General features: G+C 66.5%; 12 protein-coding genes. 7 read left to right on the top strand and 5 right to left on the bottom strand.

The window, feature by feature from the left end:
* Positions 1 to 111: 111 nt before the first annotated feature.
* Entirely contained in the window at positions 112 to 534 is a 423-nt protein-coding gene (locus B9Z01_RS15730) for a TOBE domain-containing protein (RefSeq protein ID WP_085484550.1), read from the bottom strand.
* Positions 535 to 815: 281 nt separating this feature from the next.
* On the opposite strand from B9Z01_RS15730, the gene B9Z01_RS15725 reads away from it, so the two are divergent.
* From B9Z01_RS15725 to B9Z01_RS15710, 4 genes are all read left to right on the top strand, one after another.
* On the top strand, positions 816 to 2477 hold the full coding sequence (locus tag B9Z01_RS15725) for an SH3 domain-containing C40 family peptidase (protein ID WP_085484548.1): 1662 nt from the start codon (positions 816 to 818) through the stop codon (positions 2475 to 2477).
* Between the two features lie 171 nt (positions 2478 to 2648).
* Positions 2649 to 3116 (top strand): VOC family protein, encoded by a 468-nt coding sequence (locus B9Z01_RS15720; RefSeq protein ID WP_085484546.1) that lies wholly within the window; start codon positions 2649 to 2651, stop codon positions 3114 to 3116.
* 184 nt (positions 3117 to 3300) lie between these two features.
* Complete coding sequence (locus B9Z01_RS15715) at positions 3301 to 3774, top strand: VOC family protein (protein WP_085484544.1); 474 nt, start codon at positions 3301 to 3303, stop codon at positions 3772 to 3774.
* 139 nt (positions 3775 to 3913) lie between these two features.
* Positions 3914 to 5122, top strand: a complete 1209-nt coding sequence (locus B9Z01_RS15710) for an MFS transporter (RefSeq protein ID WP_085484542.1) — start codon at positions 3914 to 3916, stop codon at positions 5120 to 5122.
* Between the two features lie 134 nt (positions 5123 to 5256).
* Here the strand turns inward: B9Z01_RS15710 and B9Z01_RS15705 are convergent, their stop codons facing one another.
* Positions 5257 to 6189, bottom strand: coding sequence for a recombination-associated protein RdgC (locus B9Z01_RS15705; protein ID WP_085484540.1), 933 nt, complete (start codon positions 6187 to 6189; stop codon positions 5257 to 5259).
* Positions 6190 to 6585: 396 nt separating this feature from the next.
* On the opposite strand from B9Z01_RS15705, the gene B9Z01_RS15700 reads away from it, so the two are divergent.
* A complete protein-coding gene (locus tag B9Z01_RS15700; RefSeq protein ID WP_085484538.1) occupies positions 6586 to 6915 on the top strand; it encodes a hypothetical protein in 330 nt (109 codons plus the stop codon).
* Between the two features lie 240 nt (positions 6916 to 7155).
* Here B9Z01_RS15700 and B9Z01_RS15695 read toward each other — a convergent pair whose 3' ends face one another.
* Positions 7156 to 8001: a glycosyltransferase family 2 protein gene (locus B9Z01_RS15695; protein ID WP_085484798.1), complete on the bottom strand. Its 846-nt coding sequence runs from the start codon at positions 7999 to 8001 to the stop codon at positions 7156 to 7158.
* A gap of 254 nt (positions 8002 to 8255) precedes the next feature.
* On the opposite strand from B9Z01_RS15695, the gene B9Z01_RS15690 reads away from it, so the two are divergent.
* Entirely contained in the window at positions 8256 to 9539 is a 1284-nt protein-coding gene (locus B9Z01_RS15690) for an O-antigen ligase family protein (protein WP_085484536.1), read from the top strand.
* Between the two features lie 99 nt (positions 9540 to 9638).
* Here the strand turns inward: B9Z01_RS15690 and B9Z01_RS15685 are convergent, their stop codons facing one another.
* A complete protein-coding gene (locus B9Z01_RS15685) occupies positions 9639 to 10730 on the bottom strand; it encodes a glycosyltransferase family 4 protein (protein ID WP_085484534.1) in 1092 nt (363 codons plus the stop codon).
* Positions 10731 to 11086: 356 nt separating this feature from the next.
* Here B9Z01_RS15685 and B9Z01_RS15680 point away from each other — a divergent pair, with 356 nt between their 5' ends.
* A complete protein-coding gene (locus tag B9Z01_RS15680; RefSeq protein ID WP_420814680.1) occupies positions 11087 to 12046 on the top strand; it encodes a glycosyltransferase family 2 protein in 960 nt (319 codons plus the stop codon).
* Between the two features lie 68 nt (positions 12047 to 12114).
* Here the strand turns inward: B9Z01_RS15680 and msbA are convergent, their stop codons facing one another.
* Entirely contained in the window at positions 12115 to 13908 is a 1794-nt protein-coding gene (gene msbA, locus B9Z01_RS15675; protein WP_085484529.1) for a lipid A export permease/ATP-binding protein MsbA, read from the bottom strand.
* Positions 13909 to 13953 lie beyond the last annotated feature (45 nt).

Genomic DNA, 13953 nt, shown 5'->3' with positions numbered 1-13953 from the left:
TGCGGGGCTAATGAGATGCCCCACCCTACGAGCGCGTTACGCCGTAGGGTGTTTTTCTATCAGCTACAAGGCCGATGAGCCTTGCCCAGCAAAGCCCGGAGGATTGCAAGTTCACTCGACGCCGACGATCACGCTCGACGCCTTGAAGATCGCCGTCGCCGCTTTGCCGCTCGCAAGCCCGAGGCGCTCGGCGCTGTCGTTCGTGATGATCGCTGCGATCTGCGCGCCGCCCGCGCTGATCGTCACTTCCGAATTGACCGCACCCTTCGTCACCGAGGCTACGGTCCCCTCGATGCAGTTTCGCGCCGACACCTGGTGCTTCGCGACGTCGACCATCACGATCACCGACGATGCCTTGACGAGCGCAAACGCCTTCTTGCCGGCGGCAAGTCCAAGCGACTTCGCGCTGCCATGCGTGATGATCGCGACGATCTCGAGACCGTCCTGGGTGCGCAAGACGACTTCATCGTTGACGGCGCCGTGCGTGACGCCGGTCACTTCGCCGCTGAACTGGTTGCGTGCGCTGGTTTTCATATCGTGCTCCTCATTGGTCGAAACGCCTCGCGCGAACGTTGCGAAGCAACGTCGCGAGGCACGGTGTTGAAAGATAAAACGAGTGCAATGGAAGGCTCGTGTGTTGCGCTCGCGTGCGCGTGAAGCGCTGTATCGCGCTGGCACGATGAACGCGCCGTACTCGTATGAGAACACAGAAGCGCTATGTACGGGCATTGGCAACGCGGCGACAGCCCACACACGCCCGCTCCAATCGCCGACACCGTATCATCGTGCCCTTGGACTCCACACGCCGAACCCCTATGTCCGTTGCCGTTCTGTCCCACCTCGCTTTTCCGTGGCGCGACGCACGCCGCGTCGGCCGCGCCGCCGTGCTCTGCGTGGCCGCCGCGATGCTCGCCGCCTGCAGCAATCCGTCGCCGCCGCGCGCCATGCACGCATTCGTCGACAACGTCACGCTGTTCCCGCTCGCCCATTACGATCAGAACGTCGATCACTGGCTCGATCCGCAGAGCCCGGACTACGACCGGCCGTTCCTCAGCGCCGCGGATCAGCAGGCCCACTTCCACGCGCTCTACGCGCGCTACTTCGGCACCGGCGCAAATGCGCCGTCGCCGTGGAACGCCGACTACGTGACGGCACGGGTCTACCGTCAGCAGGGCGAGGACATCGCGGCACTGCAGCAGCGCCGTATCGACAAGTTCGACAACACCGGTAAGCACGGCGCGGCGCTCGGCTACGGTGAGAATTTCCGTCCGCACGACAAGGCGTGGATCGATGCGATCGCGCGCAACATGAACGTCGCGCAGTTCACGCAGGCACCGCTCTACCAGCCCGAGCGCCGCGCGATCGCCACCGGCAACCTCATGGTGCGCGAGCTGCCGACCGACGATCCGTCGTTTTACGATCACCATCTGGCGGGCGAAGGCTATCCGTTCGACAACCTGCAGATTTCGGCCGTGCGGCCGGGCACGCCGCTCTATGTGCTCGGCAGCAGCGTCGACGGCGCGTGGCGTTACGTGCAGACGCCCGACGTGCAGGGCTGGGTGCGCAGCGACGGCGTCGCGTTCGCCGACGACCGTTTCGTCGACCGATGGCGCGCGGCGGCCGGCCAGTCGCTCGGCGCGGTGACGGTGGCGTCGGCGGCGGTGCGCGACAGCCGCGGCGTGTTCCGCTTCGAGGCGCCGGCGGGCACGTTGTTGCCGTTGTTGCCGGAGTCGTCAGTGGTGTCGTCGGCAACTGCTGCGGCAACGACGCACGGCGTGTCATCTGCGGCAAATGGTTCCATTACGGGCGACACCGCGAGCCGGGTCGCCAACGAGGCCACCACTACGCACCAACTCCTCGTCCCGGCACGCGACGTCGACGGCCGCGCTCTGATCCGCACCGCGTCGCTCGACGACACGCAGATCGCGTCGATGCCGCTGACCGCAACGCCGCGCCATCTCGCGATGCTGATGAAAGCGCTGATCGGGCGGCCCTACGGATGGGGCAACAGCGGGCTCTACAACGACTGTTCGTCGGAACTGCAAAGCATTTTCGCCGCGTTCGGCGTGTGGCTGCCGCGCCATTCGTCGACGCAGATGAGCGCCGGGCGCATGGTCGATCTGTCCGCGTCGACGCCCGCCGAGCGGCTCGCCTATCTCGCGCAGCATGGCGAAGCGCTGCGCACGCTGATCTACATCGGCGGCCACGTGATGCTGTACATCGGCAATACGACCCGCGACGGCGTGACGGTCCCCGTCGTCTATCAGGACGTGTGGGGTTTGCGGCCCGCCGACAACAGCCGGCGCGCGGTGATCGGCGGCTCGGTGATCCTGCCGCTCTACGAGCACATTCCCGAGGACGCCACGCTGCAGTCGCTCGCCGCCACGCCGACGTTCCAGATCAGCATTCTCGGCGCGCCGGCCGGCAGTGCGCCGCCGTCCGCGCCGCCGCCGGACGAGGACAATCCGGCCGGGTAAGCGCGCTGGTGTATGCGGACCGGGATAAGCGCCCCGCCCCACTTCCCTGCCGGAAAAATATTTTTTCCGGAGTGTCGATTCACCAACGGCGAACTCGTCGTAACGTTGAAGACCTGGCTCGCACAGCCGGCCTTTCCACTGAGGAATCCGTCATTTCAAGGAGTTTTCGCCATGACCAGCACCGCCGTCAAAGCCATCCCCGACGGGATGCATTCGCTCACGCCGTACCTGATCTGCGCGAACGCCGCGCAAGCAATCGCGTTCTACACGAAAGCCTTCAACGCCGTCGAGCAGATTCGCCTGCCGGGGCCGGACGGCAAGGTGATGCATGCCACGCTGAAAATCGGCGACTCGATGCTGATGCTGACCGACGAATGGCCCGAACATCAGACGTTCGGCCCGAATACGCTGAAGGGCACGCCCGTTACGATTCACCACTACGTCGAGGACGTCGACGCCAGTTTCAAACAGGCCGTGGACGCGGGCGCAACCGTCATGATGCCCGTCACCGATATGTTCTGGGGCGATCGCTACGGCCAGGTCAAGGATCCGTTCGGGCATAGCTGGTCGCTCGCGACGCACAAGCGCGATCTGAGCGCCGAGGAGATCCAGCAGGCGATGGCCTCGATGAAGTGCTGAAGCGCCCGTCGGACGAGCAGAAGTAGGCAGAGGCGCCCTGCGACCGCCGGGCGACCGTCAGGCGCGGCCCTCGCGCCTGACGGAACACCGGACAGAACACCGGATGGAACGCGTAGGGCGCAAACCAGCGCCAGCCCGATGTCCACTCCGACACAACCCGCAGCAGTCCTGAAGGAGCAACGTCATGCAGAAAATCGCACCGTGCCTGTGGTTCGACGGCAATGCCGAGGAAGCCGCGCAGTTCTATATATCGGTGTTCTCCGAGTCCCGCATCGCCACCACGATGCACTACACGGACGCTGGCCCCGGGCCGGCAGGCAAGGTGGTGGCCGTCACCTTCGAAATCGAAGGTCAGGAGTTCATGGCTCTGAACGGCGGCCCGCAATATCAGTTCACACCGGCGATCTCGCTGCTCGTGCGCTGCAACTCGCAGGAGGAAGTCGACCGCTACTGGTCGAAGCTGCTCGACGGTGGCGAGCCGTGGGCATGTGGCTGGCTGCGCGACCGCTTCGGGGTGTCGTGGCAGATCACGCCCAGCGTGCTCCTGGACATGCTGCTCGATCCGGACCGCGAGAAGGCGAGCCGCGTGATGGCGACGATGATGAAGATGGTCAAGCTCGACATCGCACCGCTCGAAAAGGCGTATCGCGGGGAGTAGAGGTTTCCGCGACGATGCCGCGGCGAAATCGGCGAGCGCACGGGAAAGCAACGTCCGGCATCGCGCTCGCCCACGCTGCCACGTCCCCCGCGATCTTTGATAGGATCGGCCTCGACCCATAAACGGCGGGACATTCACGGTGCGCGTCAACCATCAGGCCTTCTTCTGCTCGCTGTTTGTCGCGCGTCTCGCCGATCAGATCCTGCTCTTTCTCGTGCCGCTCGTCGTGTTCCAGACGACGCATCAGGTCTCGTGGTCGGGCCTCGCGTTCTTCATCGAAACGCTGCCGCGCTACCTCGTGTTCCCGTTCTTCGGCGCGCTGTGCGACCGCTTCCCGCCGCTCAAACTCATGCGCCTGAGCCAGGCAGTGCGGGCGCTCGCGTGCTTCGGCGGCATCGCCGCGTATGCGCTGTTCGGCGGCATCGGCTGGCTCATTGCGCTGTCGGCCGCGTGCGGCGTGCTGACGAGCCAGGGGCTCGTCGCGCGCGAAGTGATGCTGCCGCAGATCTTCAGCACGCAGCACATCCAGCGCGTGCTCGCCTATTCACAACTGGCCGACCAGTTGGGCTTCGTGCTCGGGCCGATGCTGGCCGCGCTGCTGCTCGGCCTGTGGCGCTGGGAAACGGTGGTCGCCGCAACCGGCGTGCTGTTTCTTGCCGCCGACGGCGCGCTCTTCCTGTGGCAGCGCCTGAGCGGCTTTCGTGCACCCGATCTGCCGCGCGCACCCGCCGGCCACTGGACGCAGCCGCTGCGCATCGCGCTGCACCATGTGTGGACGCTGCCGGGCCTGAAGAAGGTCATCATGCTTGCGGCGGCGGAAAACCTCGTGATCGGCGTGACGCTCGCGACATCGGCGGCGATGGTGACGGGCTTTCACGCGCAATCGACCCGCTATTACGCGGGGCTGCAAACGGCCGGCGCGGTTGCCACCGTGCTGGTTCTGCTGACGGTCGCGCGCGCGGGATGGCCCGCGCGCGCGCTCGGCCTCGTCGCCTTCGTGGCGATCTGCGCGGGCGGCGTGATCGCGGGCGCGAGCGCGGCGCCGTGGGGTTACGCGCTCGGCTTTCTGCTGATCGTCGGCTTCGACAAGATGTTCAACGTCTACATTCGCAGCGCGCGTCTGCAGATCATTCCGCCCGAGGACTACGGCAAGACGATCGGCGTCGCGATCCTGCTGAACAACGTGACGCAGCCGCTCGCGGGTCTGCTCGTCAGCGTGTTCTCCGCGCGCACCCAAACCGGCCCGCTGATCGTCGTGCTATCGCTGACGATGGGCGGCATCGGCGCGGCGGTCTCGATCGGCTCGGCGCTGCTGCGGCGCAAACGCGCCTGGCTGGCCGAGGAATGACGGCGCGAGCGGTGGCCCAACGCGAGGACAAGTTAGGCCAGGCTTCTGAAGCGCATTCGATGCACGTTCAAACCACGCTCAAAAAAACACCCTGAACGCGTGCACGTTCGGCATCCCCGCCGCGCCGTGCTCGCTCAGGCCGCCGCGGCCCGCGGCAACGCGAACCCCTCTTCGCCCTGCTCGCCGCCGAGCGCGTCGAGCAGATCGTTCAGCATGCGATCGAGTTCGGCGGTCATCAGCACGACGTCGGAATCGAAGCGTTCGTCGTCGTTCTGCGCAGTCGGGTCGCTCGCTTCCTTGAGCACGTCGAGCGGCGCCACGCGCTTGATCGTGAGCGACGGCGTCAGCACGAACGACACGCGATCGTTCCACGTCATCGCCAGCCGCATGCATTGCTTGCCCGCTTCGATATGGCGGCGCATGTCGTCGGCGTCGAGCGTATGCCCGACGTAGCGCACCGTCGCATTGCCCTCGGTCGGCGAGCGCAGCTCGGTGTCCTGGTCGAGCGTGAAGCCCGCCGGCGCCTCGCCGTCGAGCAGCCAGCCGGTCATGGCCGCGACCGGCGACTGCGTGACGCGCACGGTGGCGAGTGGCAACTGATCGATCGACTTCACGAGCAGCCCGCGCACCTCATCGGCGAGCGCCTGCGAGGCTGCATCGATCACGAGCCAGCCGTTTTTGCAATCGATCCACACGCGCGTGTCGCGACGGATACTGAACGCGCGCGGCAGCAGTTCGTCGGTGACCTGCTCCTTGAGTTCGCGCATCTGCTTGCGGCCGGGCTTGAAGCCCTGCTGCTCCTCGAGTTCGAGCGCGCGCTCGCGCGTCACCTGGGTGACGACCGACGCGGGCAGCAGCTTCTTTTCGGCGCGAAACGTCAGCAGCATCTGGCCGTTGAGCGCGTAGACGAGCGAGTCGCCCTCGCGCGGCGGCGCCCAGCCCTGGTTTTGCGTCTCGACGCTGCCGCCGGACGCAAACGCGTACGGCGCGAGCCACTTCTGCATCTGTTCGGGGGTGACGGACCACGGCGCGGGGAGGCGGTGCAACTGAAGGTTTTTGAACCACATGAGCGATGTCGAATCCGGGCAAAGCGCAGCATTTTATCTGACGGAAGCTCGCGGAGCGTTTTTGGTTCTCCCCCGCCGAACTTGAAGCGATTTTCAAATAAAACGCGAAAATCCTTCCAGCGTCATGCCGATTATCAAAATCAACCGATGTCCGCCGGGTGCGCCTCATCCGAAACGAGAGAACAACGGCCAGACCGTCGACCGCCGGGCGTTCGACCCGTACCGCGAGCGGGACGGCCGCCATCGCCGGAAACTGGCATCTCGAGAGCAACCCGGCGCTGCTCAGCCCGCCCGGCGCACTCACGCCGTAATGGTTTTGCCGTAGCCTCCCGCGCGGGCGTTCCGGCGGCAAATCACCTAGACTTTTTGACAGGAGAGACCAAGAGGGAGACGGCCATGGCCGATGAAACCGTAGCCTGGCAGATGGTTGAATACGAGGGCTTCGAAATACACGTCTCGCCCGTTCCGGTGAGCCCGCCCGATGCGGCCCATGCGGCTCCCGCATCGCTCGCGCAGGACAGCCGTTACACCTATCTCGGCTACGTCTGCCATCCGGGCGCTGACCCTCACATTCCCGGCCACGCAGTGCCGTTTCACGCGGACGGAGAAGAAAGCTTCGCGAGCCAGGACGAAGCGCTCTACGAAGCGGTGCACGTGGGGCGCAGCATCGTCGACGGCACGCATCCGGATCTGACCGTGTTGCCGCTCGTGACCGGCGGTGTTTGACGAGAGTCTGACTCGAGCCTGGTGCGCGCCCCGAACACGCCGATGCCTGCGTGATGCGCGCTCGCTGTACGTTTGCCTCGCGGCCGACGCGTGCCCGATCGCTCGCGCCAACGCGCCGCCGAATCCCGCCAGGGCCCGTTCACGCCTTTACGCCAATCGCGAGTCCGCGCGGACGCCAAAGAACCAGAAGAACTGAGCACAAAGGCACACTTGCAAACCCGTTATTGGCGTCAACAAACCCTAGCTGAACGCGCGCTTGATGCGCGACTTCAGCAGCGCGCGCCGCAAACGGCCCGTGCGCTCCGGATCGGCGACCGCAACCGCCCCTTCCACCGCGGTGCCGCGGCGCAGGTAGTAGCGGTCGAAGGTCGCCTGCGTCATCCCCCACTTGTTGAGGAACTGGCGGCGGCCGTCGTTCTTGACGATCTTGCCGGTGCTTTTCTGCTGGAAGTGATAGACCAGACTGTCGCCGACGCCGAGGAACACGCGGCAGCCCGCATCCCACAGTTTCATCGAGAAGTCGTTGTCGCTGCTCATGCCGGGGCTCAGCTCGCTGCTGTAGCCGCCGACCTTATGCCACCAGTCGCGGTGCACGAGCGTGGGCGGCCACGTCGCGCCGCGCCAGTCGGCGCGCACGAGCCCGGGCGCCGCGGTGACCAGCTCCTCGGTACGAAACGTTTCGACGTCGCGGCCGAAGTTCTGCACGACCACGCACGGATTGCCGGAATCGACCGGCTCGATCATCGTGCCCGACAGCATGAACAGATTGTCGGCCGGCATCTGGGCGAGCCGCCTGACGAGCGCGTCGTCCCAGCCGGGGCAGCAGTACATGTCGTCGTTCATGTAGACGATGTAGTCCCCGGTTGCGCGCGCCGCCGCGATATTGACCGCGTGGCAGATGCCGATATTGCCCGGCGACGCCGTGTGCTCGATACCCTCGTCGCGCACCCACGCAAGCGTGCCGTCCGAACCATCGTTCACGTGCACGATGATCTGGTGCGGGTGCGTCGAATGACGCCGCAGGCTTTTGATCACGAGGCGCAGATAAGGCAGGTTGTTCCAGGTCGGGATGATGATTGAGAACATCGATTCGGTCCGTTGAGCTAGGCGCGGGCGCGGCATGCGCCGCGCGCCGGCCATGAGTTTCGCGCGATTGTACCGCTGCCGCCCGCGCGGACGACAGAAGCCGCGGCTGCCTTACCGTGTATGGCAGCAAGCATTTTGCAAGGAGGCGCATGGTTATAATCCGGATCGCTCTACCGTGTTGAAACAATTCAAATGGTCCGGCGTTCCCGCAATTTCACCACCGGAACGGTAGTGTTCATACATATCGTAAGCCTATGATTTTCGCTTCCAGTCTGATCTGGCTCAGTACGGCCCTGCTGTTTTTCGCACCCGCGGTCAACCTGGTATGGCGCGGCGGCACCGGCTACTGCTTTTTCGCCCTCGTCGCGCTCGCGCTGGGCGCGGCCGTCGTCAACCGGCGCATGCCAGGCTACTTCTCCGCGCTGCGCACCTACCGCTGGTTCACCGTCGGGATGCTCGCGCTCGTCGTCGCGATCGGCGTGCAGCAACTCGTGTTCGGCTACTGGCTGCCCCGGCAGTTCGATGCGCTGTCGCGTTTCGTGTTCGCGTTGCCCGTGTTCCTGCTGCTGCGGCAATTGCCATCGCGCAATCTGCGCATGATCGGCTGGGGCTGCGCGGCCGGCGCGCTCGCAGTCGGCCTGTGGGCGATCATCGATCAGCCGCCGGGCGGCTGGACCGACGCGAACCGGCTCAACAACTCGTACACGAACGCGATTCCGTTCGGCGATACCGCGCTGCTGCTCGCCTTCCTGTCGGTTTTCACGCTCGGCTGGGACAACCCGCGCGACTGGCGCGTGCTCGCGCCCCGTTTGCTCGCCCTCGTCTCGGGCGGCTATGCGTCGTATCTGTCGGGCACGCGCGGCGGCTGGCTCGCCGTGCCGGTGTTCGTCGTGCTGCTCGGCATGCAGTACCAATGGTTCACGCAGAAAAAGCGCCTGCTCGTCGCGACGCTCGCGATCGCGATCGCCGCGGGCGGGCTGCTCTCGACCGAGCGGATTCACAAGCGCCTCGCCGAGGTGCCGAACGACGTATCGATGATGCACAAGGGCGAGGACTACACGGCCGTGGGTCTGCGCCTGCAGTTGTGGGACGCGTCGCGGATGATCTTCGAGCATCATCCGGTGTACGGGATCGGCAAGGGGCATCTGGTCGACGAACTCGGTGTGATGGCGAAGCGCGGCGAGGTGAAGGCCGAAATCGTCAACGAGCGCGCCCACAGCGACTTTTTCTCGGCGCTCGCCGAGATGGGCTCGATCGGCGTGATCTGCCTGCTGCTTTTCTACTACGGGATGTCGGTGTACTTCTGGCGGCATCGGCACGCCGCCGATCCGGTGATTCGCGCGGCCGCGTATGCGGGTCTCGCGGTCGCCACGAGCACCGTGATCTTCGGGCTCACGATCGACGTGCTCGTGCCGATCATGGTGACGGTGCTGCTCGCGCTGCTCGTTGCGACGCTGCTGGCGGTGATCGATGCGAGGAAACGCGAACTGGCGCGCGAGCCGGGGACGCCGGCGTCAGCGCGAGACGCGGCCGTATGATCGAGGTGAATTCGAGCGGGCCGCTCCCGCTCAGCCCCATTCCCGCTCCTTGGCTCGAGCCGCGCGTCGCATCGGCCGCCCGGCGCATCCCCACACGACTCAGCGCGTGAACAACGCATAGAGCGCGGCGACATGCGCGTCGACGCTCGGGTCGTACACGAGACTCGCGCGCGGCGCCGCGATCCGCGCGCCGCCGCTCTTCACGCGCTCCACTGCCTGCCCGATCGCGCGCTCGAGGCTGCCTGCCTCCTGCCGCGAAAACTCGATCTTCGCCGCACCGGTAACGGTCTCCGCCGAGCCGACGTTGTCAGCGATCACGAGCGGCGTGCCGCACATCACCGACTCGACGCCGACGAGGCCGAACGGCTCGTACGCCGACGCGACGACCGTGAAATCGGCGGCCGCGAACAGCTTCTCGATCTCCTTGCTGTAGCCCGCGTAGCGGATCGTCTCGCCGGTCTTCGGCACCGGCCGCCCGACGACGACGAGACAGACCGGCAGCGTCGTCTGCGAAAAAAACGCTTCGAGCAGCGGATAGCCCTTGCGCTCATGACTCGTCGACGAAAACAGGAAGATCACGCGGTCTTCGGGCAGATCGAACTGGCGGCGCACGGCGGCGCGCGCGTCGTCGTCGAGCGGCTTGAAGCGCGCGGTGTCGACCGGCGGATAGAGCACGTCGATGCGCCCGGCCGGCACGCCGTAAAAGCGCTGCAGCTCGCGGCTCATCAATTGCGAGTGCGCGACGATCGAACGCGCGCGCGTATAGACACGCCGCTCCAGCTCGATCTGCCATTCGTCGCTGCGGCGCGGCGCGCGGCCCGCGGCTTCGAGCGAGCCCGGATGCGTGCCGCCGCACAGCGCGACGTCGGCATGCGTCGAGTGATTGATCGAAAACACGCACGCGGGACGATGGCGCTTCAGGCGCTGCTTCAGACGCCAGTCGAACGCGAGGTTGCGCAGCTTGCGCGGCGCCCAGCGCACGTTGAGCGGCTGCGCGTCGATCCATGCCGCCTCGGGCAGCGCGCGGTCGATCTCGCGCGCGAAGAGCGTCGGGCGCAGACCCATCCGATGCAGGCCCGCGATCACATCGCGCGTGTAGCGCTCGGCGCCGCCGCTGTTCTTGAGCGCTTGAGCGGTCAGCGCGATGTCGATGAGGGGACGGCGGTTCGGGTCGCGGATCGGCTCTGACAAGGATCGGATCTCGGTGAGGCGCACGCTCTGAGCAAGCCGCGCGTGCCGGGTTGCGGGCAGCGGCAATTGTAAAGGATGGGTTTCGGGGCGCTCATCTATTGCTGTTTGTAGGGGTTCTGGCGGGGCTCGGCGGGCTCAGCGGGCTCAATCGGGCTCGGACCGGCTCACGGCAACGCGCCGCGAACCGGCTGCGTCGCGCGGCATGGCTGCCAGCGGCTAGAATCTAGGCCAATCGCCTCCGCCCTGACTCCATGACCGATAGCCAGCCGCCCGCCACGTCCTCCGCGTCTGATACGTCCGCCACAGCCGCCACGCCGGCTACGTCCGCCGCCAGCACCGGGCGCCCGCTCGCCTCGATGCTCGTGATCGCGTACAACCAGGCGCAGCAGATCGGCGACGCCGTGCGCTGCGCCCTTGCGCAAACCTACGAACCGCTCGAAATCATCGTGTCCGACGATGCCTCGAGCGACGCCACCTTCGCCGCGATCGAAGCGGCGCTCGCCGGCTACAGCGGGCCGCATCGCGTGATCGCCCGGCGCAACACGGTCAACCAGGGCATCAGCGCGCACCTCTCGCAACTCGCGCAGATGGCGCACGGCGAATTGCTGTTCGTCGCCGCGGGCGACGACATGTCCGCGCCCGAGCGCTGCGCGCGCGTCGTCGACTGCTGGCTCGCGCACGAGCGCCGCCCCGACCTGATCGCCACCGATCTCGCCGACATGGACGAAGCCGGTCACGTGCACGAGCGGGTGAGCCCGACCGAACTGGACGGCTACCGCAGCTTCGACGACTGGCTTGGCCGCCGCCCATGGCTCATCGGCGCGGCGCACACATGGTCGCGGCGGCTGTTCGAGCGCTTCGGGCCGATGCTGCCGGGCGCCGCGGCCGAAGACCAGATCATGGTGCTGCGCGCAATCCTCTCGGGCGGCGCCATCAGCCTGCGCGAGCCGCTCGTGCGCTACCGGCGCGGCGGCCTGTCGCGCAAACGCCGCTACAAATCGGTCGACGAGCTGATCGCGCGGATGCGCCAGAGCAATCGTCATGGCCTCGCCGAACTCGCGCAGTTGCAGCGCGACGCGGACATCGCCGGCCTCGGCGAACGTATGCGCGCCGCGATGGCGCCGAAGCTCGCGCGCGAGCAGTTCATCCGCGCGATGTTCGAGGCGCGGAGCCTCGGCGAGCGCATCGCGCTGCTGGCACGCAGCACCGGCGTGAAACGCGGGCTGCGCATCCGCATGTTTCTGTATGCGAGCTGTCCAGCGGTGTATGCGCCGGGGATCTGGCTCAAGCGTGTCGTGCGTGGGGAGCGAGGCTGACGAAGGTGGGATTCAGGGCGCTGCGGACCGCCGCGCGGTGCTACAGCGCCCCGCCAGCGCGCGCCGGATCAGGCCGCGCTCTGCTGGAACTGGATACGGTGCAGATGCGCGTACAGGCCATCCTGAGCGAGCAGTTCGCGGTGGCTGCCACGCTCGACGATCCGCCCCGCCTCCATCACGAGAATGCGGTCGGCGCGTTCGATCGTCGACAGGCGGTGCGCGATCACGAGCGTCGTGCGGCCCTTCATCAGCGTTTCGAGCGCCGCCTGCACGTGGCGCTCCGACTCGGAATCGAGCGCCGAGGTCGCTTCGTCGAGAATCAGGATCGGCGCGTCCTTGTAGATCGCGCGCGCGATCGCGAGACGCTGCCGCTGGCCGCCCGAGAGCATCATGCCGTTGTCGCCGACGAGCGTCTCGATGCCCTGCGGCATCGCCTGCACGGTGTCCCACAGGTTCGCCGCGCGCAGCGCCGCCTTGACCTTCTCCGGATCGGCCGGCTGACCATACGCGACGTTGTGCGCGATCGTATCGTTGAACAGCACGACGTCCTGGCTCACCATCGCGATCTGGCCGCGCAGCGCGTGCAGGCCGTATTCGGGCAGCGCGACGCCGTCGACCAGAATCGCGCCGCCGGTCGGATCGAAAAAGCGCGGCAGCAGGTTCACGAGCGTGGTCTTGCCGCTGCCCGACGGGCCCGCGAGCGCGACCATCTCTCCCGGCGCGACTTTGAACGATACCTGGTCGAGCGTGTGACGGCTGTGCGTGGAGTGGGTGCCGTAGGTGAACGACACGTCGCGGAACTCGACTTCGCCGCGCGCCCGCTCGAGCGGCTTGCCGCCGCCTTCCGGCTCGGCCGGCTCGTCGATCAGCCCGAAGATCAGCTCGGCCGCGGTCATGCCGCGCTGCAGCGGCTGGTTCACGTCCATCAGATGCTTGAGCGGCGAGATGATGAGCAGCATCGACGTGACGAACGCGACGAAGCCGCCGACCGTCGTCTGATCCGACGACGACTGCACCACCGCGATCGTAATGACGATGGCGAGCGCGATCGACGCGAGGAACTGCGTGAGCGGCTGCGCGAGGCCGCCGGACGCCGTCATGCGCATCGCATAGCCGCGCAGGCGCTTGCTCATCGCCGAGAAGCGGTCCATCTCGTACTGTTCGCCGTTGTGCACCTTGACGACCTTGTAGCCGCCCACCGTCTCCTCGACGATGTACGACAGCTCGTTCGTGAGCAGCTGATGCTCGCGATTCAGCCGCCGCAGCCGGCGGTTGATCTTGCCGACCAGCCAGCCGATGCCCGGCAGCAGCACGGCGACGATCAGCGTCAAGCGCCAGTTCAGATAGAACAGGTAGCCGAGCAGGAAGACCACCGTCAGCGAGTCGCGCACGAGCGTGACCATCACGCTCAGCAGCACGTTGAGGATCTGGTTGACCTCGAAGACGATCGCGTTGATCACGGTGCTCGCGGTTTCGCGCTGGAAGAACGCGACGCTCGTGTGGATCATGCGGTCGAACATCTTCAGGCGCAGTTCGAGCAGGATCTTGTTCGACACGTAGGCGAGCAGATAGCCCGACGCATATTGCGAGACGCCGCGGATCAGCGCGAGGCCGATCACGGCGATCGGCACGAGCCACTTGGTCTGGTCGGTCGCATGGGTGCCGAAGCCCTTGTCGAGCAGCGGCTTGAGCAGCGCGGGAATGGCGGCATCGGTGCCGGCGCTCGCCGCCATCGCGACGATCGCGCCGATCACGACCCACAGCAGCGGCTTGATGAACGGCCACAAGCGGCGCAGGACGACGGCCGGCGACGACGCATCGCCTGAACCCATGGGTTTGCTTAACGTTGGCTTCGCGCTCAAGGAATCCTCTGGAAATGCGGAACGGCGAGCACGCGGTGCATGGCG

This window comes from Paraburkholderia susongensis (genome assembly GCF_900177725.1).
Lineage (GTDB): Bacteria > Pseudomonadota > Gammaproteobacteria > Burkholderiales > Burkholderiaceae > Paraburkholderia > Paraburkholderia susongensis.
This window is presented reverse-complemented; position numbering and strand designations above follow the sequence as displayed.

Excerpts from the sequence above, each read along its gene's own strand:
- B9Z01_RS15730 (WP_085484550.1), bottom strand. The coding sequence starts at position 534 with ATGAAAACCAGCGCACGCAACCAGTTCAGCGGCGAAGTGACCGGCGTC.
- B9Z01_RS15725 (WP_085484548.1), top strand. The coding sequence starts at position 816 with ATGTCCGTTGCCGTTCTGTCCCACCTCGCTTTTCCGTGGCGCGACGCA.
- B9Z01_RS15720 (WP_085484546.1), top strand. The coding sequence starts at position 2,649 with ATGACCAGCACCGCCGTCAAAGCCATCCCCGACGGGATGCATTCGCTC.
- B9Z01_RS15715 (WP_085484544.1), top strand. The coding sequence starts at position 3,301 with ATGCAGAAAATCGCACCGTGCCTGTGGTTCGACGGCAATGCCGAGGAA.
- B9Z01_RS15705 (WP_085484540.1), bottom strand. The coding sequence starts at position 6,189 with ATGTGGTTCAAAAACCTTCAGTTGCACCGCCTCCCCGCGCCGTGGTCC.
- B9Z01_RS15700 (WP_085484538.1), top strand. The coding sequence starts at position 6,586 with ATGGCCGATGAAACCGTAGCCTGGCAGATGGTTGAATACGAGGGCTTC.
- B9Z01_RS15695 (WP_085484798.1), bottom strand. The coding sequence starts at position 8,001 with ATGTTCTCAATCATCATCCCGACCTGGAACAACCTGCCTTATCTGCGC.
- B9Z01_RS15690 (WP_085484536.1), top strand. The coding sequence starts at position 8,256 with ATGATTTTCGCTTCCAGTCTGATCTGGCTCAGTACGGCCCTGCTGTTT.
- B9Z01_RS15680 (WP_420814680.1), top strand. The coding sequence starts at position 11,087 with ATGCTCGTGATCGCGTACAACCAGGCGCAGCAGATCGGCGACGCCGTG.